This window comes from Sulfurospirillum sp. HTRB-L1, from assembly GCF_059415125.1.
The window spans coordinates 408,082-433,682 of the sequence record NZ_JCAHZR010000001.1 but is presented as its reverse complement, the minus strand read 5'-3'; the positions used below and the strand labels follow the sequence as shown (position 1 = coordinate 433,682).

The window sequence follows — 25,601 nt, the reverse complement described above, 5'->3', positions numbered from 1 at the left end:
ATATGCTATTTTTTTACTATCAGTACTCCTTGTTGGTGCAATTGCAGCCGGCGGGGCTTACATGTACCACCTTTTTCAAACTGCAGTAGCGCCCAAGAAGCAAGAAGTAGTAGTGAGTGATGAACTAATGGAAAAGATGAAAGCCATGCTCGAAAATGAGCGCCGACGTCTGAGTGAGAAAACCCTCCCTGTCTTGGATGTGCCAGAACGCTCTAAAGCGGTACTTCCTCCTGAGCCTGAAAAGTCCTCCAAAAGCGAACCCATTGAACCTACGGTTTACGAAGAAACACAACAGCGCCCCTCTGAGGTTGTGGATTATGAAAAAAGTTTGCAAAAAAGTTCCAAGTCCATTGTGTTTGAAAAAAAACCTCCCGCGACATTTTCGGGCAGGCCAAAGTTAGTGATTATTATTGATGATGTTTCTTTTGCCCATCATGTGCGCAAAATCAAAGAAATTCCTTTTAAAATCACCCCTTCTATCCTTCCTCCTACTGCGAGGCATCCTGATTCCCACACCCTTGCTAAAGAGTTTTCTGTCTATATGGTGCACTTGCCCCTGGAGGCTTTAAGTCACAATACCCCTGAGGAAAAAACCCTTAAGGTAGGCGACACGGAAGAGGCCATTCACGCATGGATTCGCGAGCTTAAAACCCTTTTTCCCAAAGCCGTGTATTACAACAACCACACAGGCAGCCGGTTTACGGCCCACCTTGGTTCCATGGAAAAACTTATCCGCGTGCTTAAAAAAGAAAAACTCATCTTTCTTGATAGCCGTACCACTCCCCATGCAAAAGCACCAGAATTGGCTAAAAAATATGGGATGCTTATCCATTCGCGGGATGTATTTTTAGACAATTCTTACGAAAAAGAAGCCATTCAAACCCAGCTTAAAGAAGCCGTTCGTCTTGCAAAACGCAACGGCCAAGCCATTGCCATCGGCCATCCTCATGCCAATACGCTCAGCGTGCTAGCGACTGCGCAAGAGATTTTAGCAGAGGTGGATGTGGTGTATGTGGGAGAGCTTTGATGCAATCACTTGAGGAAATTCCCGCTTCTTTGACCCCGCTTTCTAAGCCTGTAGAGCAACTTTTTTATGCGGGTGATGTGCGATTGCTAGACTTGCCCTTGGTGGCTGTGGTGGGAAGCCGTCGTCCAAGCGCGTATACGCGTCAAATCACATTGCGCCTTTGCCAAACCCTCAGTGCCCATGGCGTGGTGGTGGTGAGCGGCGGGGCTATGGGTGTGGATGCATTAGCCCATCAGGGGGCTTTTCCTAACACTATTGCAGTATTGGCAAATGGGCTTGATATTTTTTACCCCAAAGTCAATGAGCCTTTGCTTCGCAGTGTGCAAGAAAAGGCCTTATTGCTCAGCGAATATCCCAAGGGAACACGGGCGATGAAGCACAGTTTCGTGGAGCGAAACCGCATTGTAGTAGGGCTCTCTTGTGCCGTTGTTATCGCCCAAGCAGAAGCACAAAGTGGCTCGATGCACAGTGCTAGAATTGCACAAGAACTGGGAAAGCCTTTGTATGTTTTGCCGCAACGCCTTGGGGAGAGCGAGGGGACGAATTGGCTTTTAAAAGAGAAGAGGGCGGAGCTAATCGATGACTTAGACGCTTTTGCGCGGTTGTTTGGACAAAAAGAAGAGGCTCGCGATGCACTGCTAGCCTTTTGTGCCAAAGAGCCACGGCTAGATAAGTGCCTTGAAAAATTTGGCAATGCGGTGTATGCCTATGAGTTAGAAGGACGGCTAAGCATTGAGGGACCCATGGTGGTGGTACATGGTTAAAGTGTGTACCATGGCGATTGATGTGGGGCTAAAGCGGATTGGGGTGGCTCTAAGTTTTGATGGGTCGTTGGTCTTTCCTCAGCCGTGCGTTCTTCGTAAAAATAGAGAACAAGCCTCAAGGGATGTTTTAAAGCTTGCGCACGAGTGGAAGGTTGGGCGCCTTGTGGTGGGACTTCCAAAAGAGGGGCAAAGTAGCGAGGAGATGGCGCGCAGAATCCACCATTTTGTAGGGCTGATTGGTTTTGAGGGCGAGGTAGTGTATGTGGACGAACAAGGAAGTTCTGTGGAGGCAAAAGAGCGTATGCGGGGTGTAACAAAACAAGAACGGGATGGAAAAATAGACTCCCTCGCCGCGTTGATTATCCTTGAGCGCTACTTAGAACAGCACAAGAAAGGTTAGGCTAAAAACAGTTTGGTGTAGGTTTTTTCATCGTAACCTACAAAAATACCGTGGTCGTATTCAATCACTGGGCGTTTGATAAGCAAGGGCTCTCTTAGTAGCCATTCACGCTTTGCTTCATCATCCAAGTGCAACTCTTTGAGTTCAAGGGTGCGGTATTTTGTTCCTTTGGTGTTTAAGAGGGTGTCTATGGTGGTGTAGCTGAGCCACCCATCAAGTTTTTCCCCACCAATAGGCTCTTGGCGCAAGTCAATAAACTCAATATCAAGGGCGTGATTTTTAAAAAACGCCAACGCTTTTTTGACACTTCCACAGGTCTTAATCCCATAAACAATCATGGGGCGCTTCCTTTTTTGAATGTTATTTTTTAGCTTGGTTTAAATGACCAAGGAGTAGTATACCATACCAAAGGAGCTCCCATGCAAGTGAACCAAACTTCTATGACCGCACACACAACCTACCTCGCGGCCAATGCCAACAATGTTGCCAACGTTAACACCGAAGGCCATGGGGCGCTCAAAACTTCGCTCAATAATGACGTGCAAGGAAATGTAACTGCCTCGGTTACTCAGACGCCTAACCCAACCTCTTTAGCAAGAGAATTAACAGACCAAATTGTGATTGACAAGGGATTTGACGCGCAGGTGCGCTCCATCCAGACTAAAGACGATATGCTAGGAACCGTGCTAGATATTCGCAGTTAACCGTGCGATGCTTAGAGGATGAGCATCGCATCCCCGTAAGAAAAAAACCGATACCGCTCTTTGACGGCCTCTTCGTAAAGTTCTAACGTTTTTTCCAATCCAACAAACCCCGCAACAAGCATCAAAAGCGTAGATTTTGGCAAATGAAAATTGGTCAAAAGATGAGTGACACGCAGGGGAGGATTGTGGGGGTGTAAAAACAAATCGCATGCCCCATGAAGCGCTTTGGTGCGCACGTAGTGTTCGATGGTGCGCGTTACGGTGGTGCCAACTGCAAGCAGTGGCGTGGGGCTGTCGATGAGGGTTTGCGCTTCTTTTGGGATGTGAAATTGTTCTTCGTGCATCACATGCTCACGAATATCCAAGACCTCTACAGGCTTAAAGGTTCCCGCGCCTACATGTAAGGTCAACGTGGCGTTTTTATGGCGTTTTTGCAGTGTCTTTAACATCTCTTGGGTGAAATGCAAGGAAGCCGTGGGCGCGGCTACAGCGCCTTGGACAGAGGCAAACACACTTTGGTAATCGTGCGTATCTTCTTGGTTATCTTCGCGCTTAATATAAGGCGGTAAAGGAATGTGCCCGATACGTTCAAGGATGTCATACAGGGTGGGCAATGAGACAGGAAGACCTTTACATGTAAAGCGTACAACGCGCATGCCATCTTCGTGCAATGCTTCAACGTGTGCGTTGAGCCCTTCTTGAAAGTGTAAAACCGTCCCTTGCGCTACTTTTCCTCGAATGTACACTTTGTAGGCCCCATCTTGCAAGGGAGAGTTGAGCAGCAATTCGATTTTTCCACCACTTTGTTTGGTGCCAAAAAGACGTGCTTTGATAACCTTGGTATCGTTAAGCAAGATGGCACATTGGGGAGGAATAAAATCAAACAATGCATCAAAGCGCGTGTGGGTTAGGGTTTGTGTTGCCCGATTGTAAACCAAAAGCCTTGCATGATCCCTCGGAGAGACAGGAGCAGTTGCGATAAGCGCATCAGGGAGTGCGTAATCGTAACTGCTTTGAAGAAGGGGGTTATCCGATTTCGTCTTCGCCACTCTTGTCCTCTTCTCCTTCGTCTTCGTCTTCTTTGTCACTTTCTTCCTCTTCTTCGGAAGCTGGATTGACCGACTTGGCAATCAAAATAGAGATACCATAAAGGATAATCATAGGTCCCGCCATGAGAAATTGTGTGATAACATCAGGTGGGGTGAGGAGTGCGGAAAAGATAAAGATAAAGATTACAGCGTAACGAAAAAAGCCCTTCAGGGTTTTGTCATCCACGAGGCCTAGTTTGGCGAGGAAAAAGGTGATAACAGGCATTTCAAAAGCAATACCAAATGCAATCAAGAGCTTGGTAAAAAACCCAACATACTCGCCGATGCTTGGAAGGGCTGTGAAAAGAGCATTACCAAAATTAATGAGAAAATCAAATCCAATAGGAATAACCGCGTAGTAACAAAAGGTGGCGCCCATTAAAAACATCAAGGTTGCAAAAAAGACAAAAGGAACCACGAGGTGTTTTTCATGTTCGTAAAGTCCAGGAGCTACAAAAAGCCAAAACTGCCAAAAAATAATGGGCAAAGAAAGGATAAAGCCTGCAAAAAAAGCGACTTTAATGGCGGTAAAAAAAGGCTCTTGCACTTTGGTAAAAATGACAGAACTTCCCGGAGGGAGAACCGCTTCAAGGGGGGCAATCATCCAGTTGAGTAAAGGCTCCCAAAAGGTAAAGCAGACAAAAAACATCACAAAAACAACCGCTACGGAAATCCCTAAGCGTTTGCGAAGTTCGACCAAATGGGGTTTGAGTTCGTCAAGCATTAGGCATTACTCTCTTTCGTTGAGGGGGTTGGCGTTTCTTTGGGTGCCTCTACAACAGGAGTAGAGGGGGTCTCTTTTTTGGAAGGATCAAGGGTGCTAGTAAGGTCAAGGTCTTGTTTGATGTCGTTGAGGGTTTTGTTCACGTTGGCCTTGGTTTCTTTGAGTTCTTCAAGCTCTTCAAAGGTGAGCTTTTTACGCACTTCTGCCGCCCCTTTTTCAAGCTGTTTTTTATACTTCAAGCTGTCTTCACGCAACTCTTGAAGCTTCACTTCTTGTTCAAAGGTGGATTTGGCTTCGTTGATGCTACTTTTGAAACTTTTGAAAAACTTCGCCACTTGCACAAGGGCCGTGGGGAGTTTGTCAGGACCTAAAAAGAGCACAGCAATGACAGCAACAATGAGGATTTCGGTAAAGCTCATTCCAAACATGGGTTTTCCTTGGGCAATCTAACGCAGAGGATTCTACCCACTTAAAGCTCAATTTCGCCTAAAAGATTCCCTTCTTACCACAATGGGAAAGAAGGGCAAAAAGGTGTTTTAGAGAATAAAAAGGGCCAATTCATCAGAGAGGAAAAAATCATGATTGTAAATACGGTTTTGCCAAAGACGCACTTTTCCTTCTTTTTCGAGAAGAAAAACCTGTGCTTGTTGGGTGGGTGTGAGAATGTCCATGGCGACGCCGATGCGGCTACGCAATCCTAGGAAGATCTTTTCGGTGACAATCTCTTGGGATGAGACCACTTCACGGCGGTGTGCTGTGGGTGCGCTAAGGTAAGCATGTATATCGTGCGTGGGGTAAAGGCGCGCCGTACCATCGTACCCCACCGCCCCGCATCCAAGCCCAATATAGGGTTTGTGCTCCCAATAACCAAGGTTGTGTTGGCAGTAAATGGTGCCAAAATTGGAGATTTCATACTGCTCAAACCCACGGTGTATGATTTCTTTGGCAAACCATCGTGCTAAAGAAGCCGAGGGGTTAAGGGTTTCTGTGCGGTTAAAAAATGGGGTCCCTTTTTCAAGGGTGAGGGCATAAGCGCTAAGATGGGAGATGGGAAGGGCAAAGGCCTGGTCAAGCTCTTTTTTCAACGAGCCTTTGGTGTCCATGGCTGTGCCATACATGAGATCAATAGAGACCGAGCGAAAGCCGAGGCTTGCCGCCTTCTCTATGGCATGGCGTGCCTCCTCGCCGGTGTGGTTTCTGCCTAAAAACGCAAGTTTGTCTTGGTGAAAACTTTGCACGCCAAAACTGATGCGGTTAACGCCTAGCGCCATCATGCCTTCAAGCCACGCAGGTTTGGCGGTGTTGGGGTTGGCTTCTGTAGAGACTTCCGCATCAGGGTGCAAGTAGGGAGAGACTGCTTCAAACAGCGGTGCAAATTGGGCAGGGGTGAGGGTTGAGGGGGTGCCTCCGCCAATAAAAAAAGAAGTGAGGGAGCGAGGCGTAAGCCCAAAGTGGCGTACTTCTTCGTGAAATTGGGTAATTACCGCTTGGATATAGGCCTCTTTAAGCCCCCTGTGTTGGGTGTAAGAATGAAAAGAGCAGTAGTGGCATTTGGTTTGGCAAAAAGGTACATGTAAATACAAAAGCATGAAAGTCCAAAAGTAGTTTTTAATGACAGTTTGGCTACTATTTTACCACAAAAAATGGACACACAAAGCGCTAAGGTAACCCAATGGCAGAGAAAAAACGATTTCGCCCGAATGTCGCCGCGATTGTGCTTTCTCCGCACTATCCACACAAATGCGATATCTTAATCGCCCTTCGGGGTGATATTGACGGGGCGTGGCAGTTTCCGCAAGGGGGCATCGACAAAGGAGAAACCCCAAAGCAAGCCCTTTTACGAGAACTCGAAGAGGAAATTGGAACAAGAGATGTTGAGATTATCGCACGGTATCCCGAATGGCTTTCTTATGAGTTTCCTGATAAGATTGCCAAAAAAATGTATCCGTACGATGGGCAAATACAAACCTATTTTTTAGTGCGACTTAAGCCCAAAGCAAAAATAAACCTAGGGTCAGACCACCCTGAGTTTATTAACCACACCTTTGTGCATGCAAGCCGCGTTCTTGAGGTGATTACCCATTTTAAAAAGCCTGTCTATAAAAAAGTATTACACTATTTTAAACAAGAAGGATATTTGTAGGATGTTGATTGTACAAAAGTACGGAGGAACCAGTGTGGGCACGCTGGAACGCATCGAGGCAGTTGCTGGGCGCGTTGCAAAAACAAGGGCCGAGGGGCATGATGTGGTGGTGGTGGTTTCAGCGATGAGTGGCGAAACCAACAAACTAATCGAATACGCAGAGCATTTTAGCAAAACCCCAAAACAACGGGAAATGGATTTGCTTTTAAGTGCAGGAGAGCGCGTAACAAGTGCCTTGCTTGCCATTGCACTGAGTGAAAAAGGGTACCCTGCGGTTGCTTTTTCAGGCCGACAAGCGGGTATTGTTACGGATGATGTGCACACCAAAGCACGCATTGACCATATTGACACAACGCGCATGAAACAAGAGCTTAGTAAGGGCACTATCATCGTTGTAGCAGGCTTTCAAGGGGTGAATACGCTAGGAGACGTTTCTACGCTAGGTCGGGGAGGAAGTGACCTTTCTGCCGTGGCTATCGCAGGGGCGTTGGAAGCGGATGTTTGTGAGATTTACACCGATGTAGATGGGGTGTACACAACAGACCCGCGCATTGAACCTAAGGCAAAGAAGCTTGATAAAATCAGTTACGAAGAGATGCTTGAACTTGCTTCCCTGGGGGCAAAAGTGCTTCAAAACCGTTCGGTTGAACTAGCCAAAAAGCTCAATGTAAACCTTGTCACGCGTAGCAGTTTTAATGATAACCCTGGAACCTTAATCACAAAGGAAGAAAATATTATGGAACAACCACTTGTAAGCGGCGTTGCTCTTGATCGCAACCAAGCGCGTATTACCCTTCGGGGTGTGACAGACAAACCGGGTATTGCGGCTGAGATTTTTACCACGTTGGCTAATTGCAACATCAATGTGGACATGATTATTCAAAATGTAGGACACGATGGTACGACCAATCTTGGGTTTACCGTTCCTGAGAATGAGCTAGAGATTGCCCGTAAGGCAATCGACGAGCTTCAACCTGCTAATGTGGTGGAATACGACAGTGAAATCGTCAAAGTCTCCGTTGTGGGCGTGGGCATGAAATCACACAGTGGTGTCGCAAGCCGTGCGTTTCGCACCATGGCAGACGAGGGGATTAATATCGAGATGATTAGCACAAGCGAAATTAAAATTTCCATGGTAGTGCACCGAAAATACGGCGAATTGGCCGTTAGAGCACTGCACAAAGCGTACGGGCTGGACCAATAACCCATGCAGGCATTTTTAAAGTGGACGCTTGAAACCATTCGCAAGGAAGGCTCTTGGATGAGTTGGATGGAGGAAAAGCGGTTGGAGTGGGTACCCCTAGCTGCTTCAAGACTTCAAAACCTTATGAATGGACACACCTTTATTGTGGTAACGGACGAAGATCGAGAGTGGTTTGCGCACTATATGATTTCGTCCATTAATCGCAACACAAATAGCCGTCCACTTTTGCCCTTTGTTTCTTTAAAAACCTTTTTTCCCAATTTGGATCAATTGCGTTCACGGGAGGAGATTGTGTTACTCGAAGACATGCTTTCCCTCTCTTTTCCCAATGGCTACACGCTGTTTTATATTGGCAAGAGTAACGATTTTAAATCACAAATTGCAAAGCAAAGGGATGATAGTTTCATGTGGCTTTTGGACGAGCAGATGCAAAATAGCTTCTACCTTAGTTCCTCAGATGAACTCTTGGATGTCAAGCTTATCCAGCTGTACAAACTCATGGAAAAGACCATTGACGCACTCCTCTTTGCTGAGGTGAGTGTCGAAGATGAATAAAGAACTCTCTAGTTACATTGCCATTGTCCAAGACCTTGAAGCCTTCCAAGCCTCCCTTCTTCAAACTCATGGCAAGGGTGTGTTGAAGCTCTTTGTTAAAGACGACTTTTTGGTCGAAGATGCCAAAGCGGTGATTAAAGAAGCCTACGTAGCAGAAGCGACGGTGAAAGTCATTGCCCTTGGGGCAAAAAGCTACAATATGTATGCTCAAAACACCTTACTTAAAATCCTTGAAGAGCCCCCGCGCAATACCGTGTTTGTGGTCGGGGTGCTTTCAAAAACCTCCCTTTTGCCTACGATTCGCTCCAGGCTTCCTATCCGCTCTTTTGCCCAAGAAAAAACCTCTCATGCAACGGCATTGCAGTTTCGTTCCCTTGGGCTGAAAGAGATTTATGCCTTTGTGCAGGCGCGAAAATTTTTAGAACGCCAAGAGTTAAAAACCCTCTTGCAAACCATTGCGGTAGAAGCAACCCAGCAAGGGGTGCGTTTTACCCATCAAGATTTGGAACTTTTTGGGGTTTTGGTGCAACTCGCGGAGCTAAATTCCAGAGCACACAATTTGCTCATGACGCAACTGCTCACCATTTACCAAAGGGTGCGTTCATGACCTGTTGCGCTCTTTCGCCTTCTACGGATGTGCACGCTTTGCTAAAAACCATGGATATTACCCCTGAGGGGGTGAAGATTTTGGAGAAAAAAGGGGCGATGAACCTGATTTATCTCCGAGACTTGCGCACACCTGGGGCAAATATTTTAAAACAAGACGCCCTTTCTGTGGGGGCAGATTTAGCAGTACCTCGTGGAACGATTTGTTGTGAAACACACACGGTGGACGCGCTTTTAATGGCAACGGATGCACAGGTAAAAGCCCTTGCGCGCAAAGCAAGCGCGCAGCCTTTTGGACTTAAAAACCTCAGCCTCTTTTTACACTCTTTAGGTGCCATTACAAGGGAGAAGCCTTCGGTGATGGGGATTGTCAATCTCAATGCAGACAGTTTTTTTAAAGGAAGCCGCTGTGAAGAACACACTGCTTTAGAGCGCATTGAGACGATGATAGCCCAAGGCGCTGCCTATATTGACATCGGTGGGGTCTCCTCGCGTCCTGGTAGTGAAGGGGTGAGTGAAGAAGAAGAGATGGCGCGCATCAAGCCTGTCATCGACGCAGTGTATGCTCATAAATTGTACGAAAAAGCGATTTTTAGCCTTGACAGCTATACGCCAAGGTGCCTAGACTACGCACTTTCTCATGGTTTTGGACTAGTGAATGACATCACAGGGCTTGCAAACGATGGGGTAGCAAAACTTGCAGGGGCGTACGGGGCTATCGTGTGCATCATGCACATGCAAGGAGACCCCAAAACCATGCAGCAGCATCCGCATTATGAGGATGTGATGGGGGAAGTGGACAGTTTTTTTAAACAGCGGATTGAAAAAGCAAAAAGTTTTGGAATCGAAAAAATTATCTTGGATGTGGGGATTGGATTTGGAAAAACAGTGGAGCATAACTTGGTGTTATTAAAACACCAAGGGCATTTTTTGCGTTTTGGTTACCCTTTGCTTGTGGGTGCGAGCCGTAAGTCACTCATCAACACGCTCTCGCCTTCTGGGGTGGAAGAGCGCCTTGGCGGCACCCTTGCTTTGCACCTTGAAGCCCTGCGTAATGGTGCGAGCATCGTGCGGTGCCATGATGTCTTTGAGCACGTGCAAGCGGTGCGGGTCATGGAAGCCCTTGAGGAGACCTTGGTGCAGGGGAGATGTCTATGACGTTATGGATTTACGTCGTAGCTGCTTTTGTGGTGCTTGGGGTTGGTCTGGGGTGGTGGATTGTCGCCAAACAACCCCTTTTTAAACGTTACAAAGAGGAAGGCTTGTATGGGGTAGTGTGGCGTTGGACATGGCGCGGGCGAAGTGTTGTGGGGTTGTGGTGTTATTGCCCTACATGTAAAGGGGAGCTGAGCTTTGATGATGAAAACTGTCGCACCACAAAAAACCTCAATGAAAAAACCACGTTTTTTATCTGTAAAGCCTGTAACGGCGAAGAAAAAGGCCGTATTGTGGGCGGTGATAGGCGCTATGTGATGACCCTTGTACAACACGAACTCATGCGCCGTGCCAGTTCGCCCGAATTTTTAACAAATCTCCATCCAAAGAATACCCTATGACCTATGAAGTGTACCTTGATACAATAGCCACGCTCAATGCGTGGGCCCATGCGTATTATGTCTTAGACAATCCCATCGCCAGTGATGAAGAGTATGACGTTTTATACCATCGCGCGCTTGCGTTTGAGCAAGAGAACCCTGAACGCATTGCACCAGATTCTCCCTCGTTGCGCGTGGGTGGTGAAGTGCTAGAAGGGTTTGAAAAAGCCCTGCACCTAAGCCCTATGTGGAGCATGGAGGATGTGTTTAGCGAGGAAGAGTTTTTAACGTGGATTGGGCGGGTAAAGAAAACCAAGGAACAGTTTTCCTTTTACTGTGAGCCAAAATTTGATGGGGCGAGTTTGAACTTGGTCTATGAAAATGGGGTTTTGGTTAAGGCCATCACTAGAGGCAATGGCAATGAGGGGGAAAATGTTACCCAAAGTGTGAAAACCATCCGCTCCATTCCCTTGCGCATCCCCCACTTAGGCATTATTGAGATTCGAGGGGAAGTGGTCATTCCTTTGGAAGATTTTGAGGGCATGAACGCTGCGCGTGCCAAGGCGGGTGAGGCGTTGTTTGCCAATCCGCGCAACGCAGCAGCGGGGAGTTTGCGCCAGCTTGATACGGCAGTGACGGCGGGACGAAAATTGGTTTTTTACCCGTGGGGCATCGGCGTAAACACCTTGCAAGAAGCAAAACTTAGCCAAAAGATGGAAAAAATTTACACTTTTGGATTTTTGCGCCCTCCTAAGGCGCTGAGCACCCAAGGCATCCAAGCGGTGATGGCCCTTTACCATGAACTTTGCGCCTATGATTCGCCCATGATGATGGATGGGATGGTGGTGAAGATTGATGAGATTAGCCTCCAAGAAGAGCTAGGCTATACGGTCAAAAATCCCCGCTGGATGGTGGCGTTTAAATTTCCTGCCCTAGAAAAAACCACGCGGGTGTTGAGTGTGGATTTGCAAGTAGGGCGCACGGGAGTAGTAACTCCTGTGGCCAATGTGGAGCCCGTGCTGTTAGCGGGTGTGAAGGTGGAGCGGGCGACCCTACACAACTTCGATGAAATACAGCGCAAAGATTTGCGGGTAGGGGACGCGGTGATTTTGATTCGCAGTGGGGATGTGATTCCTAAAATCACCAAAGTGCTGACTGAGCGCCGTAGTGAGGAACTTTCCCCCATCCTTCGCCCAACGCAGTGCCCAGAATGCGGTAGTGAGCTTTTGGATGAGGGTGCTTTGATTAAATGCCAAAACCTCAGCTGTTCTGCGCGCGTGGTGGGGGCGATTATCCATTTTGCTTCCAAAAAATGCCTCAACATTGACGGTCTGGGCGAACGGATTGTGGTGCAACTTTTTGAGCAGGGCAAGATTAAAACGGTGGCGGACTTGTACACGTTGCGCCCTGAGGATTTGGAAGGGTTGGAAGGGTTTAAGGCCAAAAAAATCACCAATCTTTTAGAGGCTATTGGGGCCAGTAAAGGCGCACCGTTGGAGCGTTTTATTGCAGGGCTTGGGATGGAGCACATCGGTGAAGTGGCGGCTAAAAAGCTAGCATACGCGTTTGGCGCGGATTTTTTGGAAGCGAACCACGAGGCATTGTTGGCGCTGGAAGGCTTTGGGGAAGAGATGGCCCAAAGTGTGCTAGAATTCGCCCGCGTTAACCGTGAAAAAGTAGCGGGACTCTTGGCCCATGTGGCGCCTAAAATCCCTGAAAAAACCCAAGTTATACCCTCGTTTTTTACGGGTAAGACCGTGGTGGTCACAGGAAGCATGGGTATGGCAAGAGAGGGCATCAAAGCCCTTTTGGAAGCCCATGGGGCAAAAGTAACAAACAGTGTTTCTAAAAAAACCGATGTGGTGATTTTTGGAGAAGACGCAGGAAGTAAGTTAGACAAAGCCATCACTCTAGGAGTAGAAACCATGCCAGAAGCAACGATGCACACATTATTAAGCGAATCCCATGCGACTTGATGCCTATTTGGCCGATAAAGGCTTAACGCAAAGCCGCAACAAAGCCCAAGAGATGATTAGCGAAGGGTTTGTGCTTGTCAATGGCGAATGTGTTCAAAAGCACGCCTTTGAAGTGAGCGAAAAAGACAAGGTGAAGGTGCTAGAGCACGCGCGATACGTCAGCCGTGCCGGAGAAAAGCTAGCCAAATTTTTAGAAGATTTTCCCCTTGAGATAGCGGGCAAACGGTGTTTGGACGTGGGAAGCAGTACGGGCGGTTTTACGCAAGTCTTGCTTGAAAACAAAGCCTTACATGTAAGCGCGGTGGATGTGGGTAAAGACCAATTACACCCTTCTTTGCGTGCCTATGAAAACCTTACGGTATACGAAGAAACCAATATCACCCAATTTATTGCACCCACGCCTTTTGACGTGGTCACATGCGATGTCTCTTTCGTGGGCGTTGAAGCGTTGATGCCTTCCATTGATGCGCTAGCGTGCGGGATGATTGTTGTGTTGTTTAAACCCCAGTTTGAAGTGGGAAAAGAAGCCAAACGCAGTAAAAAAGGGGTCGTAAAAGACGGTGTCGCTACCTTGCAAGCGCGCCGACGTTTTGAGATAGCCGCGGCGGGATTTGGCTGGGAGTTGTGCTATGTGGAAGAGTCTAAAGTAAAAGGAAAAGAGGGGAATGTCGAATTCTTCTATGCATTTAAAAAAAGATAGCATCACCGCTATTGCTATTGGCGGGTTTGATGGGGTGCATTTAGGGCATCAGCAACTCATCGCGCGCCTTGGAGAGCATGGGGCACTTTTGGTGATTGATAAAGACGAAGCCAATCTGACCCCAGGGACAAAACGCAGCGAATACGCGGCGTACCCGTGCATGTTTTACCATTTTTTGAAAGTGAAGGATTTAAGCGGAGAAGCCTTCGTTGCCCTTTTAAAAAAAGAGTTTCCAAAGCTTGAAAAAATTGTGGTGGGGTATGATTTTTGTTTTGGGGCCAAGCGTGCCCACCGCGCCAGTGATTTGCCGATGCTCTTTGATGGGGAAGTGGAGATTGTGAAAGAGTTTGCGCTTGAGGGTATTTCGGTGCATTCTTCGACCATTCGCACCTTGTTAAAAGAGGGGAACATTTCTTTGGCAAACCGTTTGCTTGGGCGGGAATATGGCATCATTGGTAATGTGATTGCCGGTCAAGGGCTTGGAAAAAAAGCACTGTATCCTACTTTGAACTTACATGTAAGGCACTATTTGCTACCCAAAGAAGGGGTGTATGCGACACGCACGTTGGTTAAAGGGCGTTTGATGGATTCGGTTTCCTTTGTAGGGGTGCGTAGCAGTACCGATGGAAAATTTGCCATCGAAACCCACATTCTAGAAACAGAGGCGTTGGAAACCGCAGGTTATGTGGAATTGTTTTTTGTGGAATATTTGCGCGAAAATAAAACTTTTGAAACACTTGAGGCGCTAAAAAAACAAATCGGAGAAGACATCATCAAGGCACGTGAAGCCTTACATGTAAAGCAGTAATGTCCGCGTCAATGGCGCGGACATGGTGTTATTGCACTTGTCCTACAATCAGAAGAGACTTCCCTGCTAAATCTTCGCTAATGCGAATCTCCCATCCTTCTTTCGTACTCTCAAGATGCGCAAAACGTGGTGTTTGTGCGTCGGTGTATGTTGTTGAGGATTGTTCGGTAAAAAGCGCACAATTGTTGTTCGCAACAAAGCCCCCTTGGTACACATGCGTGACGCTCTTGGTAAGGGCGTTGGCGTGAGAGCCTATAAGGGTAAAGGTGCCATGGCATGGCGTGGCGCTAAACCCAACGCCAGTGTTATTTTGAAGATTTGGGAAGGCGATGGTGACATTTTTACCTTCCGTGGTAAGGGTCACGGCAGTACGTTGGGGCGCCATTTTGTTGACATTGGCTACGCTCCCTTGAAGGGTACTTGCTTTGGGTGTCGAAGGGGTTGCGCATCCTGCAAAGCCAAGCAACACAAGCGCGGTTAAAACAGTGTAGAGGGATTTCATGGTGACTCCTTAGTTTGCCGGTTTTTGTTTGATGATGTCTTTGTAAGGCCCCACTTTATAGCGCATGCGGTCTATTCCTTCATCGGGGAACATCAACTCGCCATTTTTGCCATAATATCCCATGACATCTTGGTCGGGAACGCGCACTTTTGGGTCGCTAAAGTCAACATTGCGGTTGATTTTGACAGGGCGGTAATGGGCATCTTGGTTGATAAACGCTGCCACATCGTACGCTTCTTTGTCAGTGAGAATAGGCGCATGCGGGCTTGAACCTTTGGGCATGGTGCTAAAGATAAAATCCGCAGCTTTTAAGGTGCGGTACATGCCAGCCCCTGTGTTGTAGGTGTCATCCGTTCCCCAGAGGGGTGGATTCGTGTACCCATCAACATTACCATTGGCATCTAGCCGTTTTTCTCCTTGGCCATTTTCTCCGTGACATACCGCGCATTGGGCTTCGTAGACTTTCGCTCCATTCTCTATGTCCGCAGCATTGTTGCGAATCATAGGACGGTTGACCAATTTGAGTCCGCGCCCTTCAAACTTAGAGGCACCCACGGGAATTCCTTGGCTAAGCCAGTGCATGTAGGCTTGCATGGCTTTCATTTCTGTGCTCTCAGGGGGAAGCTTGTAGCCGTTCATGCTGCGCTCCATGCAGCCGTTGATACGTGAGGTGAGCGTGCCTAGAACATCTTCACGGTTTCGGTATTGGGGAAAGTGGCCGTAAATGCCCACAAAAGGGGCGCTGTATTGCATGGTGCCCGCGCCTAAATGGCAGTTGCTACATGCATTGTTGTTACCCGCGTAACGCATGTTTTCATCTTCCACTTCAGGGCCAATGTGGCGCCACGTGGCCACAATGAGTTGGTACCCATACTGTACCGCTTCGCCGTATTTGGTGTCTGGGGTGATGGGCTTGGCATTGAGGGGGTCCCACAGTGGGTCGCCTTCAAAAGCAGGCAAGGCGTAATTAAGGGTGCCATTTTCCACCTCATTGATGGTGGTGCCTTCTATCCATTGAATGGAAGGTTGCTTATACCCTCGGTTTCCGCGTTCTGCCAGTGTCCACGGCTCAAACGCCAAAGCGTGTGTACATGTAAGGCCAAAGAGGACAAGGCCTAGAGTCAAACGACGCATTTTTTCTCCTTTTTAGTATTGTTGTGCGATAATTCTAAATGATTTATGTCAACTTTGTGTCAAGATTTGACTTATTGTTTTAAGAAATAATTAAGGATTTACCATTTTCACCTTGCGCCCCCTTATCTTTCTTATCCTCCTTTTTGGAGTAACTATTGCTATTAGCGTGTACGGGGTTCATGCTATTAATCAAAGCGTTCAGCAAGAATCTTTGGAAAAACAAGTGGAATCTGCCCTGTGGCATGCCCAAGAAGCCATCGACTCTCAAAAGCGCGAAGCTTTGGCCTTCTCCCTTTTTCTCTCCCGAAGCCCTTCGGTCAAAGAAGCGTACGCGCGTCATGATCGCGAGGCGGTACAAAGGGCTCTAGAGGCGTATTTTGATGAGGCGGCAATGGCGGGCAACTACCACGCCATGGAAGTGCAATTTCACACCCAGACCCTACACGCGTGGGTGCGAAGTTGGGATAAAGACTCTTATGGGATGCCCTTGTCGGAGTTTCGCAAGGGGTTGGTGTATGTGAAAGAGAGCTTGAAGCCCCATGTTTCCATTGAGCTTGGAAAGCGGTTGAATATCAAAGCCATTGCCCCCATCCTCCTTGAAGGGAAATTTGCAGGGTCGGTAGAAGTGATTGTGGGGTTTGATACCCTCTCCACGCAGTTGATGGAAAAGGGAATCGAGTTGATGGTGTTACTCGATAAGGCGTATTTGGAGATTGCAGAATGGGAGAGTTCAAAACACCGAATCGGGAATTTTATCCTCATCAGCGATACCTGTCCGTGCGAGGTCACCCTTGAAAAATTTGCCCGCACGCGTGCTTTTTCGCGGGGATTTTTAGAAGATGAGCAACGGGTGTATGGGTTCTTGCCTTTGTTTAACGTGGATGCCACCCCTTTGGGATTTTTGGGTGTTGCGCTCAATAAATACGAACTTCACAAGGGGCATTTTGCTCTCGTGCGCTCTAGTGGAGTGGGCGTATTGCCCGTGACGCCTTTGCTTGAACACCCTTTGCCCAAGGTGGAAATCCAATGAAGATTTTGCTTTTAGAAGATGACTTTGCTTACAAAGAAACCATGCGGGAGTATTTGGAGTCGCTGGGGTATTGGGTGGATGATTTTGACAATGGCCAAGAGGCTCTTGACGCGGCTTTTTCCCAACGGTATGACCTGCTTCTTTTGGACATTCGTGTGCCGGGGATGGACGGGTATGAGATTGTCAAGGTTCTTCGCGAATACCAGATGGAAACCCCTGTGATTTTTGTGACCTCCTTAACAGACATCCATAACCTGAGCCTTGGGTATGAACTTGGGTGCAATGACTATTTGCGCAAACCTTTTGCCATGAAAGAGTTAAAATACCGCGTCAATCAAGTGCTCAAAAGCCGCTTTGAAAGCTCCAAGGGAGCGTGGGTGGCCCTAGGTGAGGAAACACGGTTTCATTGCGAGCGTTTTGTTTTAGAGCGCAAAGGAGTGGAGGTAGCACTAACAAAAACCGAGCAAAAACTCATCTGTGTTTTAGCCCAAAACCTAGGTCAGATTTTAAGCCCCGAAGCCTTGCGTGAATACGCGTGGAATGGGCAAGAGGTCAATGATAGCGACATCCGCATGGCGATTAAAAAACTGCGCGACAAGACCCACAAAGACCTCATTAAAAACGTGCGTGGGCAGGGGTATGTGATTGAAAAAAAGCACTAAAAGCGCTCTGGGGTACGCCCTGCTTTACACCTTTGTGATGGTGTTTGTGACAGCAATTCCGCTGTATTCGTATGTCTCTTTGGCGCTTTCTCATGCGCAACTTCAACAAGAACAAGAGCTCAAAGCGTACGCCCTAGAAGTGCAACGGGCGATTTATGGAATCGGGCCAGAGGCCACAACCTTTGTGTATCCGCGCTCTTTGTTGTTTGAATCTGCTATTTTTGACAAAAATGGGGAGCCTTTATTTTCACTGCTAAAGGAAAATGAAGTGGTGCTAGGGGAGGGGACGGCAAAACTAAAAGGGCGGTTAAGCCACCGCGTGTTGCTTGCTCCTAATCGCCTTGAGGCCCATTCGCTAGTGGTTTCACGCCCTCTTTCGTACACAGCGGTGTTGTTAGACGCCCTCATGCTTGTGGGTGTGATAGGGGTGTTTGTGTTTGCTTTTTCTTTGTTGATTTTGTCTCGGAGTATTCAGCCTTTTGAAGAAGCAGCGCGCCAAATGGACCGTTTTTTCAAAGATGCCATGCACGAACTAAAGACACCTTTGGGGGTGATTCGCCTCAACCTTGAAATGCTTGGCGAGCACATCGGCCCACACCGGGCGATTTCGCGGGCAAATTCGGCGTTGATTGCCCTCTCGACAATCTACGAAGACATCGAATACCTCATCAAACACCGTCGGGTAGAATACCGCCCCGAATCCTTTTGCGCCTCAGAAGCACTTTTGGCGCGGCTTGATTTTTTTGCCGACATGGTTGCCATGAAACGCTTACATGTAACCCATGCAATCACGCCAGACGTGATGCTTTTGCTTAACCGCCAAGAGTGGCAGCGGATTGTGGATAACACCCTCTCTAACGCCATCAAATACACGCCCGCCCAAGGGAGTATTCACCTTGAGCTTTTGCGCCAAGGGGAAAAAGTCGTGTTGTGTATCAGTGATTCTGGCGTGGGGATTGCGGACACGGAAGCTATTTTTCAGCGTTACTTTCGCGGGGATGAGATTCGCGGGGGTTTTGGGATTGGGCTTAGTATTGTTAAGGAGATTTGCATGAAAAATGGGATTGAGATTCAGGTGCGCTCAACCCCAGGGCAGGGGAGTTGTTTTTGCTACACTTTTTTTGCTTTGTGAAGGGCTTTATCTTCGTACATAAGGGCATCGGCTTGAACGTAAACGTCGTTAAACACGTCCCCTTTGTCAAAATCGCTCACGCCGTAAGAAAAAGAGACAAGGAATTTATGTTCGCCTGTTTTTAAAGGGGTGTGTTTGAGGTTTTTGTAGACAGTGGAGAGCATCTGGCGAAGTTTTTCGCTTGAATGCACAACGCTGACTACGACAAATTCATCTCCTGCAAAACGGATCACGTTGACGTTTTCCATCTTTTGCAAGACCATCGCCAGGACTTTTAAGACCTTGTCACCCGTGGTGTGTCCAAAAGAATCGTTAATGGACTTAAAATCATTGATGTCCAAAAAGGCAAAAGCACCCTTACATGTAAAGGTGTCTTGGTCTAAAAACTTTTCAAAGAGCCAACGGCGGTTAAACATGCCCGTGAGGCTATCAAGATAGATTTCATGCTGCAAGCGTTTGATTTTTTTCTCTAAAGTCATGAGGTCATCTTGGATGGTGTGTAAGGCTTCATCGTCTCTATTTTCGACGGCTTCCTTGGCTTGGGCGACGTGTTCTTGAAGTTGGTGGGCAGATTTTTGCGTCTCTTCGGAGAGTTTTTGGATTTTAGCAAGGGCGTAGGTGAGGGCCTCTTCTTTGTCATCTTCGTTAATGGTGACGCCGCGTTTTTGTGCCATGGTGTAAAATACGTCACGGTAGATTTCAGGGAGGACGATTTCTAGTTTTCGAATTTCTCTGATGGTATCATCGGTGAGTTCTTGGAGCTCATGGTTCATGATGCTTTCCTGGTGATGAAATTGTGACAATGATGCCAACGTTGGGGGAATTATAGCGCATTCCAAGCAAGCTTTTGTATAATGCTGTTAAAAAATGAGACAAAGGTGACCCATGGACACGGTTTTTACACGCCCCATTGAAAAGCAGTTTGAATTTGATGCGTCTGTGGCAAGTGTGTTTGACGATATGGCGGCGCGTTCCATCCCTTTTTACAAAGAAAACCTTACCCTCATCGCCCAGCTTTTGTGCGCTATGCTTAAGGAGAATGACACGGTTGTTGACCTTGGATGTTCGACCGCCAATACCCTGCTTATGATTCACAAACACGCTAAGATTCCGTTGCAGCTTTTTGGCTTTGACAATGCCGAGGCGATGCTTGAAATTGCCGCACAAAAATCCCACGCCTTTGGAGCAGGAATCAAGCTAGAAAAAGCAGACATCACCACCCTTGCCATCCCTCCTGCCCGCGCGATTGTGGCAAACTACACCTTGCAGTTTATCCGCCCGCCCAAGCGCGCGTTGCTTGTAAAGTCTATCTGTGAGGCACTGATGCAAGGAGGCATGTTTGTCTTTAGTGAAAAGATTGTGCACGAAGATAAAACCCTCAGCAAAGCGATGGTGGATGTGTATTTGAACTTCAAACGCGAGCAAGGGTACAGTGATTTTGAAATAGCACAAAAGCGCGAAGCCTTAGAGAATGTCCTTGTGCCCTACACGGAGCAAGAAAACAAAGAGATGGCACTAAAAGCAGGGTTTGCTCACGTGGAAACGTTGTTTAAGTGGGGAAATTTTGCCACTTATTTGGCGAAAAAGCCCTAAATAGCAAAGGTGTATGCTAGCGTTTAAAAAAAGATTTGATGATTTCGATTTCTTGATTAAAAGTGCGCGTCCCTTCGCCGTTGAGGATTTTGCCGCCCGAGAGACCCAGGATAAGCCCTGCGACAATGGCAAAAAGTGCTTTTAGAAAAGAGGAAGCTAGGGGTGATTTCATGGAAAAAAGCCACCGTTGGGTGGCTTTGTCTACTTAAAGAGTTCGGGTTTGTTTTTTTGGAGGTGCGTGATGACTTTGATGACTTCTTCAAAGCCCATCTCTCCGTCTTCTTCCTCGCCAAAACACTCATCTAAGCCATCAAGATAAGCATCCACTGCTTTTTGAATGTTATCTTTTTTGACACCTGCAAAATAGAGTGCTACGCCTAGCATGTCGGCAAGTTGCATGGCGAGCTCTTCGATTTCAAATTCTGCGCGCACCAATTCTTCGTTTGTTTTTTCGATATTCATCTTATTTGTCCTCGTTTTTGGAGATGATTTCTTTGACTTGAGAAAGAACCCTATCATACACAAAGCTATCTTTGAGATTTGTTAACATTCCCCCGCTTGCATTGGGGTGACCGCCACCATTGGCAAGGGCTTTAGCCATTTTACTTACGTCGATTTTGCCGCTAGAGCGAAAGCTGACGGTTTTGCGGGAAGTGACGTCCATGAAAAAATCAAAATCAGGGTTAGCGACCAAAAAATCATTGCCTACGACGGAGACATTGCCAATATTGTAAGTCAAAATACCCTTGTGTCCCTTGTAATGAATGCTCATGCGCTCTTTGTAGCGCGTTAGTAAGGTAACCATGTGGCTAGAGACAAGATTGCTAAGGGTGTCATCAGGCTTGTCCGCTCTAAAATAACGTTTTTTGAGCATATGAATAGCCTCATCAAGAGCAATGTGCGGGTTGTGTTGGTCAAAAAACGCTTGCGTGCTTTGAAGAAGGGTAAGGAGGTAGTGGCTGTTGGGCTTGGCGAACATGATGCGGTTAATCTCTTTGGCGTTTGCCACAAGGCCAAGGCCGACCTTTCCAAGCTCAAAATTTGGGTCTTGGTCAAGCCAAATATCCACAGCATTGACCACCTCTACAAAGCGCCCTAGTGCGTCATCGGGTTGGTAGATAGAAGCAAAAAAATCATAGGTGATTTTGGTGGCACAGCGTGTGTCATCTAGCATATACCACGGATAGTTTTCGTAAGAGTCTTCGCCACTTTTGTGGTGGTCAAGTAGGAGTAATCGTGCTTCTACGGAGGCGTTTTGCAACTCTTTTTCGAGGCTTTCACATTGTTCGACCGTCAGGTTTAGGTCGGTAATGAGGACGAGGTTTTTATCCGCTTTGCGCTCTTCCATCTCTTCAAGAATCTCCAAAAAACGCTCTTCGATTTCTTTGCCATAATTGGAGTTATAAAAGCTGACATTTTCAAAATAGTGTTGGGTGACCAGTTGGCACCCGTACCCATCAAGGTCGGTATGGGAGAGGTGATAAAGGTGGTAGGTATTCATAAGACAATCCTTCGTAGTGTGTACAGCTTAAAAGCCTTCGATTTCGATAGAGCCCATGACTTCAAAAGGGGTGCTCGGGTCGATTTCGGCGTGGCTTAACACCACAACATCTAAGCCAAATTTTTCATAAATATCCGAAAGGGATTTGCGCAACAAGGGGTCGACAATGATGACCACAGGAGCAATGCCACGCCCAAGGAGTCGCTGGGCTTCTTTGGTAGTGGTTTGAACCAAGGCATTGATTTGGCCAATGTTGAGCATCAAATCGCGCATGCCATCGCGCTGTTTGAGCATGTCAAGAAGGCGTTGTTCGCTAGTGGCGTTAAAGGTGAGCAATTTAAGCCGGCCTTCTTCGTCTTTGTAAAGCTTGGTGATGACGCGAGAAAGCTTGGCGCGCACTTGTTCAACAAGGATGTCCACATTTTTTGTAATCTCTGCCACGTCGCTAATGGCTTCAAGGATGGTGAGGAGGTCTTTAATGGGAATATTTTCATGTAAAAGAGCTTTGAGTACTTTTTGGATAAGCCCAATGCTTGCCACGCGTAAACAATCCTCCACAACCACAGGATAATCGTGCTTGAGTTTGTCAACCAAATGTTGCACTTCTTGGCGCGTGAGCAACTCTTCGGCGTATTTTTTCACCAGTTCGCTCATGTGGGTTGAGATGACTGTGGCGGGGTCTACGGCGGTGTACCCTTTAATGATGGCATCTTCTTTTTTATCAGGGTCAATCCACAATGCATCTAGGCCAAAAGCAGGCTCTTTGGTGGGGATGCCCTGGATGACGTCGGTGACAAGACCGCTATCCATGGCAAGGAATTTATCAGGGTAAATCTCTCCTGAGCCTATGTCGATGCCTTTGAGTTGGATTTGGTAGTGGTTTGGACTAAGGTGTAAGTTATCTCGGATGCGCACTTGGGGCATCAAAAAGCCAAAGTCTTGGGCGATTTTACGGCGCATGCTACGGATGCGTTCTAGCAAGTCTCCCCCTTGGTTTGGGTCGGCAAGTTTGATGAGTTGGTAGCCAAGGTCAAGTTCTAGGATTTCTAGTTTCAAGATGTCTTGCAGGGCACTTTCTTCTTCTTTTTTGATTTCATCAGGGCTTTTTCGCACAGGTTTCTTTTCGGCCTCTTTTGCCTCCGCTGCTTTTTTTGCCTCCGCTTTAGGCAAAGGTTTGGTGAGGTCGAGGGTGAGATTGCCCTCTTTGGTCTGTTTCATTAAATACCCAATGCTTAAAAAAATCATTCCAACAAACCCCAGTGAAAAGGTAGGAAGTCCAGGCACAAGGGCGAAGATGAGCAAAATAAAACCCACAATGAGCAAGGTTTTGTACTCATCAAAAAGTTGATTGATGGCGCCTTCGGCAAAATTGGTTTCTTCTTTGCTAGCCCGTGTGATGATGATGCCTGTGGCTGTGGCGGAGATGAGGGCAGGAAGTTGGGAAACAAGACCATCCCCGATGGTTAAAATAGTGTAGGTTTGCGCACTGGTGGCCATGTCGAGGTCGTTTTGAAAAACCCCGATTAAAAACCCGCCGATGATGTTAATGATGGTGATGATGATGCCCGCGACTGCGTCACCTTTGACAAATTTGCTTGAACCGTCCATGGCGCCGTAAAAGTTGGCATCTTGGATGATGGATTCACGGCGTTCTCTGGCGGTCTTTTCATCAATCAACCCCGCGTTTAAGTCAGCATCGATGGCCATTTGCTTGCCAGGCATGGCATCAAGTGTAAAGCGCGCGGCCACTTCGGCAACCCGCGTGGAGCCTTTGGTGACGACCATGAAGTTAATGAGCACAAGGATGGTAAAGACAATAATCCCGATGACGTAGTTGCCTCCTACGACAAACTCTCCAAAGCTTGAGATGATGTCACTCACGGCATCTGGCCCTTCGTGGCCTTTGCTTAAAATCATCCGCGTGGTGGCAATGTTGAGTGAGAGGCGGAAGAGGGTGATGATAAGGATGAGGGTTGGAAAGGTGGTAAGGTCGGTGGGCTTGGGAATATAGAGAGAAATAAGGATAATCAGCACCGAGAGGGAAAGGGAAATGGTAAGGAAAAAATCGAGCACACCACTAGGCAGTGGGACGATGATGATGGCAAGAATCGCCATAATCAAAGCAACAATAGTAAGGTCTTTAGCCCGAATAAGAGGTTCTAAAAAAGGAGCTATAAGGGCGAGGATATTCCGCTTAGAACGTGCCAAACACTGCCTTTATTCTTTAATGATATCGTTGAGCGTCATGGTATCCAAAAAGTCATCAATTTTTGTTTGGAGTTTGTTGAGAAAGGGCCAAATTTTACAAAATTCAGCACGGTTGTTGGGGCACAGGCTAGGAGATGGGGAGCATTCAAAGACATTCATGGCGCGCTTTTCGGCGCATTCGATGATGTGTTTGATGGTCATTTTTCTGGCCTCTTGAGAGAGCAAGAACCCGCCGTGGGCTCCTTTGAAAGAGCGAAGCACGCCTTCTTTGGCGAGGCTTTGGAGGATTTTGGCCAAAAAACTTTTGGAAATGCCTAACTGTGTGGAAAGGGTGTCTACATCTTGTGGCGTCTCTTTTTGAGAGATAGCAATCAAGGAGAGCAGGGCGTATTCACTCGCTTTGGTTAATAGCATCAGGACTCCTAGTGGATCTGCAAATAAGAGTATAATAGTACTAAATCTACACTGCACTTTCGTTTAAAGACGCGACCTAATTCACGCTTTTGAAAAGAGGAGAGGTTTCAGCCTTTTTTTGGTTTATTTGGGTAGAATACCGCTCCAAATATTACCAATCAGGAGGTCACTATGGCTTTGGATTCGGCGAAAAAACAAGAAATTGTTGCTAAGTTTGCCAAAAAAGAGGGAGATACCGGTTCTCCAGCGGTTCAAATTGCACTCATTACTGAGCGCATCAAGTATTTGACAGAACACTTAAAAGTAAGCAAGAAAGATCACTCTTCTCGCTTAGGACTTTTGAAACTTGTTGGCCAACGCAAACGCCTCATGAAATACCTTAAACGTAAAGATTATGCAACCTTTACCACAGTTATTGCTGAGTTAGGACTTCGAGACAAATAATCCACGGCGGCATCTTGCCGCCTTTTTCCTCCCCGCTTTTCCCCTTTTGTATTTTTTCCTTCTTACATGTAAGCCTTTTTATACGCTTTTCTGCATAAAATAAGTATTTTTAGACTTTTTTGGTTGCATTTACTACCTACTTGTGGTAACATTCTACTGTTTATGTGAAAGATTTGTGGTATTTAATTCAATCTAGGCTATAATCTCCACCATGAAAACGAGCGACATTTTCAATCTGCTTCACAATGCGGTGGAGTCGAAACATTTTGGCAAAAAGATTTCTCAGAAAAAGATGGCCGAGCGACTTGGGGTTTCCATGCGCACCTATCAAGACTGGAGACTTGGCAACTCAGACCCTCAGGCGGCTAAGGCTGTGTTTGAATTGCTGTGCGAGCTAGAAGATGAAGATGCCTTGCATTTAATTCGACGCATTCGTCGAGGACTAAAGGAAAAGGAATGACCCGCTTAACCAACCAAGAGCGCCAAGGACTTGACGACCTTTTCTCTTGCTTGTGCTCCAAACCAACCCCTTTTTACCTCCGTGTGTTTTACAAACTTCGTTCGTTTTTTCTTTCGCCTTACATGTAAGGATTTTTTGCCTTACATGTAGAACCTCTTCCAAACCCTTTCCCCTCACGCCTGCTGAAAACGCCTTCCTGTGCAACACTTCTTCTAAAGATTGAGTCTACTAGACTAAAGAATCTTTATTTAAAGCATTGCATATAAACTCTTGACATCTATTCACTC

The 25,601-nt window shown here is 47.0% G+C and carries 33 protein-coding genes; 20 read left to right on the top strand and 13 right to left on the bottom strand.

The window, feature by feature from the left end:
• Positions 1-112: 112 nt before the first annotated feature.
• Genes AC5SLM_RS02110 through ruvX form a run of 3 tightly spaced genes read left to right on the top strand, consistent with a single transcriptional unit; the run spans position 113 to position 2,191 of the window.
• On the top strand, positions 113-1,027 hold the full coding sequence (locus AC5SLM_RS02110; protein ID WP_495249271.1) for a divergent polysaccharide deacetylase family protein: 915 nt from the start codon (positions 113-115) through the stop codon (positions 1,025-1,027).
• Positions 1,027-1,791: a DNA-processing protein DprA gene (dprA, locus tag AC5SLM_RS02105; RefSeq protein ID WP_495249270.1), complete on the top strand. Its 765-nt coding sequence runs from the start codon at positions 1,027-1,029 to the stop codon at positions 1,789-1,791. Before AC5SLM_RS02110 ends, dprA begins: the two co-directional genes overlap by 1 nt.
• Positions 1,784-2,191 carry a Holliday junction resolvase RuvX gene (ruvX, locus tag AC5SLM_RS02100; protein ID WP_495249269.1) on the top strand — a complete coding sequence of 136 codons (408 nt, stop codon included), beginning with the start codon at positions 1,784-1,786 and terminating at the stop codon, positions 2,189-2,191. The genes dprA and ruvX overlap by 8 nt, the downstream gene beginning before the upstream one ends.
• On the opposite strand, the gene AC5SLM_RS02095 is transcribed toward ruvX, so the two are convergent.
• Positions 2,188-2,529 (bottom strand): arsenate reductase family protein, encoded by a 342-nt coding sequence (locus tag AC5SLM_RS02095; RefSeq protein ID WP_495249268.1) that lies wholly within the window; start codon positions 2,527-2,529, stop codon positions 2,188-2,190. The two genes, ruvX and AC5SLM_RS02095, sit on opposite strands and share 4 nt — an antisense overlap.
• A gap of 81 nt (positions 2,530-2,610) precedes the next feature.
• Between AC5SLM_RS02095 and AC5SLM_RS02090 the strand changes: the two genes are divergently transcribed.
• Positions 2,611-2,895: a flagellar basal body rod C-terminal domain-containing protein gene (locus tag AC5SLM_RS02090; RefSeq protein ID WP_495249267.1), complete on the top strand. Its 285-nt coding sequence runs from the start codon at positions 2,611-2,613 to the stop codon at positions 2,893-2,895.
• Between the two features lie 11 nt (positions 2,896-2,906).
• Here the strand turns inward: AC5SLM_RS02090 and queA are convergent, their stop codons facing one another.
• From queA to hemW, 4 genes are all read right to left on the bottom strand, one after another.
• Positions 2,907-3,944, bottom strand: coding sequence for a tRNA preQ1(34) S-adenosylmethionine ribosyltransferase-isomerase QueA (queA, locus tag AC5SLM_RS02085; RefSeq protein WP_495249266.1), 1,038 nt, complete (start codon positions 3,942-3,944; stop codon positions 2,907-2,909).
• Positions 3,922-4,707, bottom strand: coding sequence for a twin-arginine translocase subunit TatC (tatC, locus tag AC5SLM_RS02080; RefSeq protein WP_495249265.1), 786 nt, complete (start codon positions 4,705-4,707; stop codon positions 3,922-3,924). Before tatC ends, queA begins: the two co-directional genes overlap by 23 nt.
• Positions 4,707-5,135, bottom strand: a complete 429-nt coding sequence (tatB, locus tag AC5SLM_RS02075; RefSeq protein ID WP_495249264.1) for a Sec-independent protein translocase protein TatB — start codon at positions 5,133-5,135, stop codon at positions 4,707-4,709. The genes tatC and tatB overlap by 1 nt, the downstream gene beginning before the upstream one ends.
• 108 nt (positions 5,136-5,243) lie before the next feature.
• Positions 5,244-6,296, bottom strand: a complete 1,053-nt coding sequence (gene hemW / locus AC5SLM_RS02070) for a radical SAM family heme chaperone HemW (protein WP_495249263.1) — start codon at positions 6,294-6,296, stop codon at positions 5,244-5,246.
• 83 nt (positions 6,297-6,379) lie between these two features.
• Between hemW and AC5SLM_RS02065 the strand changes: the two genes are divergently transcribed.
• The 9 genes from AC5SLM_RS02065 to AC5SLM_RS02025 are packed head-to-tail and all read left to right on the top strand — an operon-like array spanning position 6,380 to position 14,234.
• The gene (locus tag AC5SLM_RS02065; RefSeq protein ID WP_495249262.1) at positions 6,380-6,850 is read left to right on the top strand and encodes an RNA pyrophosphohydrolase; all 471 of its coding nucleotides are present in this window, start codon (positions 6,380-6,382) and stop codon (positions 6,848-6,850) included.
• A 1-nt stretch (position 6,851) separates the two neighbouring features.
• Positions 6,852-8,054, top strand: coding sequence for an aspartate kinase (locus tag AC5SLM_RS02060; protein WP_495249261.1), 1,203 nt, complete (start codon positions 6,852-6,854; stop codon positions 8,052-8,054).
• A gap of 3 nt (positions 8,055-8,057) precedes the next feature.
• A complete protein-coding gene (locus AC5SLM_RS02055) occupies positions 8,058-8,609 on the top strand; it encodes a HobA family DNA replication regulator (RefSeq protein ID WP_495249260.1) in 552 nt (183 codons plus the stop codon).
• Positions 8,602-9,216 (top strand): DNA polymerase III subunit delta', encoded by a 615-nt coding sequence (locus AC5SLM_RS02050; protein WP_495249259.1) that lies wholly within the window; start codon positions 8,602-8,604, stop codon positions 9,214-9,216. Before AC5SLM_RS02055 ends, AC5SLM_RS02050 begins: the two co-directional genes overlap by 8 nt.
• Positions 9,213-10,373, top strand: coding sequence for a dihydropteroate synthase (gene folP / locus AC5SLM_RS02045; protein WP_495249258.1), 1,161 nt, complete (start codon positions 9,213-9,215; stop codon positions 10,371-10,373). The genes AC5SLM_RS02050 and folP overlap by 4 nt, the downstream gene beginning before the upstream one ends.
• On the top strand, positions 10,370-10,771 hold the full coding sequence (locus AC5SLM_RS02040) for a hypothetical protein (RefSeq protein WP_495249257.1): 402 nt from the start codon (positions 10,370-10,372) through the stop codon (positions 10,769-10,771). The genes folP and AC5SLM_RS02040 overlap by 4 nt, the downstream gene beginning before the upstream one ends.
• A complete protein-coding gene (ligA, locus tag AC5SLM_RS02035; RefSeq protein WP_495249256.1) occupies positions 10,768-12,726 on the top strand; it encodes an NAD-dependent DNA ligase LigA in 1,959 nt (652 codons plus the stop codon). The genes AC5SLM_RS02040 and ligA overlap by 4 nt, the downstream gene beginning before the upstream one ends.
• Positions 12,716-13,426: a 23S rRNA (cytidine-2'-O)-methyltransferase TlyA gene (gene tlyA / locus AC5SLM_RS02030; protein ID WP_495249255.1), complete on the top strand. Its 711-nt coding sequence runs from the start codon at positions 12,716-12,718 to the stop codon at positions 13,424-13,426. The genes ligA and tlyA overlap by 11 nt, the downstream gene beginning before the upstream one ends.
• Positions 13,392-14,234 (top strand): bifunctional riboflavin kinase/FAD synthetase, encoded by an 843-nt coding sequence (locus AC5SLM_RS02025; RefSeq protein ID WP_495249254.1) that lies wholly within the window; start codon positions 13,392-13,394, stop codon positions 14,232-14,234. Before tlyA ends, AC5SLM_RS02025 begins: the two co-directional genes overlap by 35 nt.
• 28 nt (positions 14,235-14,262) lie before the next feature.
• Here the strand turns inward: AC5SLM_RS02025 and AC5SLM_RS02020 are convergent, their stop codons facing one another.
• Together AC5SLM_RS02020 and AC5SLM_RS02015 are read right to left on the bottom strand one after the other, a co-directional pair.
• Positions 14,263-14,736 carry a hypothetical protein gene (locus AC5SLM_RS02020; protein ID WP_495249253.1) on the bottom strand — a complete coding sequence of 158 codons (474 nt, stop codon included), beginning with the start codon at positions 14,734-14,736 and terminating at the stop codon, positions 14,263-14,265.
• Between the two features lie 9 nt (positions 14,737-14,745).
• Positions 14,746-15,870, bottom strand: coding sequence for a c-type cytochrome (locus AC5SLM_RS02015; protein WP_495249252.1), 1,125 nt, complete (start codon positions 15,868-15,870; stop codon positions 14,746-14,748).
• Positions 15,871-15,982: 112 nt separating this feature from the next.
• On the opposite strand from AC5SLM_RS02015, the gene AC5SLM_RS02010 reads away from it, so the two are divergent.
• From AC5SLM_RS02010 to AC5SLM_RS02000, 3 genes are read left to right on the top strand one after another with little or no spacing between them, the layout of a single operon-like run.
• Positions 15,983-16,900: a cache domain-containing protein gene (locus AC5SLM_RS02010; protein WP_495249251.1), complete on the top strand. Its 918-nt coding sequence runs from the start codon at positions 15,983-15,985 to the stop codon at positions 16,898-16,900.
• Entirely contained in the window at positions 16,897-17,562 is a 666-nt protein-coding gene (locus AC5SLM_RS02005) for a response regulator transcription factor (RefSeq protein ID WP_495249250.1), read from the top strand. The genes AC5SLM_RS02010 and AC5SLM_RS02005 overlap by 4 nt, the downstream gene beginning before the upstream one ends.
• Positions 17,546-18,694 carry a sensor histidine kinase gene (locus AC5SLM_RS02000; protein WP_495249249.1) on the top strand — a complete coding sequence of 383 codons (1,149 nt, stop codon included), beginning with the start codon at positions 17,546-17,548 and terminating at the stop codon, positions 18,692-18,694. The genes AC5SLM_RS02005 and AC5SLM_RS02000 overlap by 17 nt, the downstream gene beginning before the upstream one ends.
• Here AC5SLM_RS02000 and AC5SLM_RS01995 read toward each other — a convergent pair.
• Positions 18,673-19,467, bottom strand: coding sequence for a GGDEF domain-containing protein (locus AC5SLM_RS01995; protein ID WP_495249248.1), 795 nt, complete (start codon positions 19,465-19,467; stop codon positions 18,673-18,675). The two genes, AC5SLM_RS02000 and AC5SLM_RS01995, sit on opposite strands and share 22 nt — an antisense overlap.
• 112 nt (positions 19,468-19,579) lie before the next feature.
• Here AC5SLM_RS01995 and cmoA point away from each other — a divergent pair, with 112 nt between their 5' ends.
• A complete protein-coding gene (gene cmoA / locus AC5SLM_RS01990) occupies positions 19,580-20,287 on the top strand; it encodes a carboxy-S-adenosyl-L-methionine synthase CmoA (RefSeq protein WP_495249247.1) in 708 nt (235 codons plus the stop codon).
• Positions 20,288-20,303: 16 nt separating this feature from the next.
• Here cmoA and AC5SLM_RS01985 read toward each other — a convergent pair whose 3' ends face one another.
• From AC5SLM_RS01985 to AC5SLM_RS01965, 5 genes are read right to left on the bottom strand one after another with little or no spacing between them, the layout of a single operon-like run.
• Positions 20,304-20,459 (bottom strand): hypothetical protein, encoded by a 156-nt coding sequence (locus AC5SLM_RS01985; RefSeq protein WP_495249246.1) that lies wholly within the window; start codon positions 20,457-20,459, stop codon positions 20,304-20,306.
• A 29-nt stretch (positions 20,460-20,488) separates the two neighbouring features.
• Entirely contained in the window at positions 20,489-20,749 is a 261-nt protein-coding gene (locus tag AC5SLM_RS01980) for a hypothetical protein (protein WP_495249245.1), read from the bottom strand.
• Position 20,750: 1 nt separating this feature from the next.
• Entirely contained in the window at positions 20,751-21,788 is a 1,038-nt protein-coding gene (locus AC5SLM_RS01975; RefSeq protein WP_495249244.1) for a DHH family phosphoesterase, read from the bottom strand.
• A 27-nt stretch (positions 21,789-21,815) separates the two neighbouring features.
• Positions 21,816-23,996 carry a flagellar biosynthesis protein FlhA gene (gene flhA, locus AC5SLM_RS01970; protein ID WP_495249243.1) on the bottom strand — a complete coding sequence of 727 codons (2,181 nt, stop codon included), beginning with the start codon at positions 23,994-23,996 and terminating at the stop codon, positions 21,816-21,818.
• 9 nt (positions 23,997-24,005) lie between these two features.
• A complete protein-coding gene (locus AC5SLM_RS01965) occupies positions 24,006-24,410 on the bottom strand; it encodes an Rrf2 family transcriptional regulator (protein WP_495249242.1) in 405 nt (134 codons plus the stop codon).
• Positions 24,411-24,581: 171 nt separating this feature from the next.
• Between AC5SLM_RS01965 and rpsO the strand changes: the two genes are divergently transcribed.
• The 3 genes from rpsO (at position 24,582) to AC5SLM_RS01950 (ending at position 25,442) form a co-directional block, all read left to right on the top strand.
• The gene (gene rpsO, locus AC5SLM_RS01960) at positions 24,582-24,854 is read left to right on the top strand and encodes a 30S ribosomal protein S15 (RefSeq protein ID WP_205458201.1); all 273 of its coding nucleotides are present in this window, start codon (positions 24,582-24,584) and stop codon (positions 24,852-24,854) included.
• 211 nt (positions 24,855-25,065) lie between these two features.
• A complete protein-coding gene (locus tag AC5SLM_RS01955) occupies positions 25,066-25,314 on the top strand; it encodes a helix-turn-helix domain-containing protein (protein WP_205458200.1) in 249 nt (82 codons plus the stop codon).
• A complete protein-coding gene (locus AC5SLM_RS01950; RefSeq protein ID WP_275898336.1) occupies positions 25,311-25,442 on the top strand; it encodes a hypothetical protein in 132 nt (43 codons plus the stop codon). The genes AC5SLM_RS01955 and AC5SLM_RS01950 overlap by 4 nt, the downstream gene beginning before the upstream one ends.
• The last annotated feature ends 159 nt before the right edge of the window (positions 25,443-25,601 follow it).

What these genes read in the sequence shown, in the direction of transcription:
- tatC (WP_495249265.1), bottom strand. Translation starts at nt 4,707, where the DNA reads ATGCTTGACGAACTCAAACCCCATTTGGTCGAACTTCGCAAACGCTTA.
- folP (WP_495249258.1), top strand. Translation starts at nt 9,213, where the DNA reads ATGACCTGTTGCGCTCTTTCGCCTTCTACGGATGTGCACGCTTTGCTA.
- ruvX (WP_495249269.1), top strand. Translation starts at nt 1,784, where the DNA reads ATGGTTAAAGTGTGTACCATGGCGATTGATGTGGGGCTAAAGCGGATT.
- AC5SLM_RS02005 (WP_495249250.1), top strand. Translation starts at nt 16,897, where the DNA reads ATGAAGATTTTGCTTTTAGAAGATGACTTTGCTTACAAAGAAACCATG.
- ligA (WP_495249256.1), top strand. Translation starts at nt 10,768, where the DNA reads ATGACCTATGAAGTGTACCTTGATACAATAGCCACGCTCAATGCGTGG.
- AC5SLM_RS01975 (WP_495249244.1), bottom strand. Translation starts at nt 21,788, where the DNA reads ATGAATACCTACCACCTTTATCACCTCTCCCATACCGACCTTGATGGG.
- AC5SLM_RS01965 (WP_495249242.1), bottom strand. Translation starts at nt 24,410, where the DNA reads ATGCTATTAACCAAAGCGAGTGAATACGCCCTGCTCTCCTTGATTGCT.
- AC5SLM_RS02040 (WP_495249257.1), top strand. Translation starts at nt 10,370, where the DNA reads ATGACGTTATGGATTTACGTCGTAGCTGCTTTTGTGGTGCTTGGGGTT.
- tlyA (WP_495249255.1), top strand. Translation starts at nt 12,716, where the DNA reads ATGCGACTTGATGCCTATTTGGCCGATAAAGGCTTAACGCAAAGCCGC.
- tatB (WP_495249264.1), bottom strand. Translation starts at nt 5,135, where the DNA reads ATGTTTGGAATGAGCTTTACCGAAATCCTCATTGTTGCTGTCATTGCT.
- AC5SLM_RS02020 (WP_495249253.1), bottom strand. Translation starts at nt 14,736, where the DNA reads ATGAAATCCCTCTACACTGTTTTAACCGCGCTTGTGTTGCTTGGCTTT.
- AC5SLM_RS02090 (WP_495249267.1), top strand. Translation starts at nt 2,611, where the DNA reads ATGCAAGTGAACCAAACTTCTATGACCGCACACACAACCTACCTCGCG.
- AC5SLM_RS02060 (WP_495249261.1), top strand. Translation starts at nt 6,852, where the DNA reads ATGTTGATTGTACAAAAGTACGGAGGAACCAGTGTGGGCACGCTGGAA.
- AC5SLM_RS01995 (WP_495249248.1), bottom strand. Translation starts at nt 19,467, where the DNA reads ATGAACCATGAGCTCCAAGAACTCACCGATGATACCATCAGAGAAATT.
- hemW (WP_495249263.1), bottom strand. Translation starts at nt 6,296, where the DNA reads ATGCTTTTGTATTTACATGTACCTTTTTGCCAAACCAAATGCCACTAC.
- AC5SLM_RS02050 (WP_495249259.1), top strand. Translation starts at nt 8,602, where the DNA reads ATGAATAAAGAACTCTCTAGTTACATTGCCATTGTCCAAGACCTTGAA.
- AC5SLM_RS02025 (WP_495249254.1), top strand. Translation starts at nt 13,392, where the DNA reads ATGTCGAATTCTTCTATGCATTTAAAAAAAGATAGCATCACCGCTATT.
- AC5SLM_RS01980 (WP_495249245.1), bottom strand. Translation starts at nt 20,749, where the DNA reads ATGAATATCGAAAAAACAAACGAAGAATTGGTGCGCGCAGAATTTGAA.
- AC5SLM_RS02055 (WP_495249260.1), top strand. Translation starts at nt 8,058, where the DNA reads ATGCAGGCATTTTTAAAGTGGACGCTTGAAACCATTCGCAAGGAAGGC.
- AC5SLM_RS01985 (WP_495249246.1), bottom strand. Translation starts at nt 20,459, where the DNA reads ATGAAATCACCCCTAGCTTCCTCTTTTCTAAAAGCACTTTTTGCCATT.
- AC5SLM_RS02095 (WP_495249268.1), bottom strand. Translation starts at nt 2,529, where the DNA reads ATGATTGTTTATGGGATTAAGACCTGTGGAAGTGTCAAAAAAGCGTTG.
- AC5SLM_RS02015 (WP_495249252.1), bottom strand. Translation starts at nt 15,870, where the DNA reads ATGCGTCGTTTGACTCTAGGCCTTGTCCTCTTTGGCCTTACATGTACA.
- cmoA (WP_495249247.1), top strand. Translation starts at nt 19,580, where the DNA reads ATGGACACGGTTTTTACACGCCCCATTGAAAAGCAGTTTGAATTTGAT.
- AC5SLM_RS01955 (WP_205458200.1), top strand. Translation starts at nt 25,066, where the DNA reads ATGAAAACGAGCGACATTTTCAATCTGCTTCACAATGCGGTGGAGTCG.
- rpsO (WP_205458201.1), top strand. Translation starts at nt 24,582, where the DNA reads ATGGCTTTGGATTCGGCGAAAAAACAAGAAATTGTTGCTAAGTTTGCC.
- dprA (WP_495249270.1), top strand. Translation starts at nt 1,027, where the DNA reads ATGCAATCACTTGAGGAAATTCCCGCTTCTTTGACCCCGCTTTCTAAG.
- AC5SLM_RS01950 (WP_275898336.1), top strand. Translation starts at nt 25,311, where the DNA reads ATGACCCGCTTAACCAACCAAGAGCGCCAAGGACTTGACGACCTTTTC.
- AC5SLM_RS02065 (WP_495249262.1), top strand. Translation starts at nt 6,380, where the DNA reads ATGGCAGAGAAAAAACGATTTCGCCCGAATGTCGCCGCGATTGTGCTT.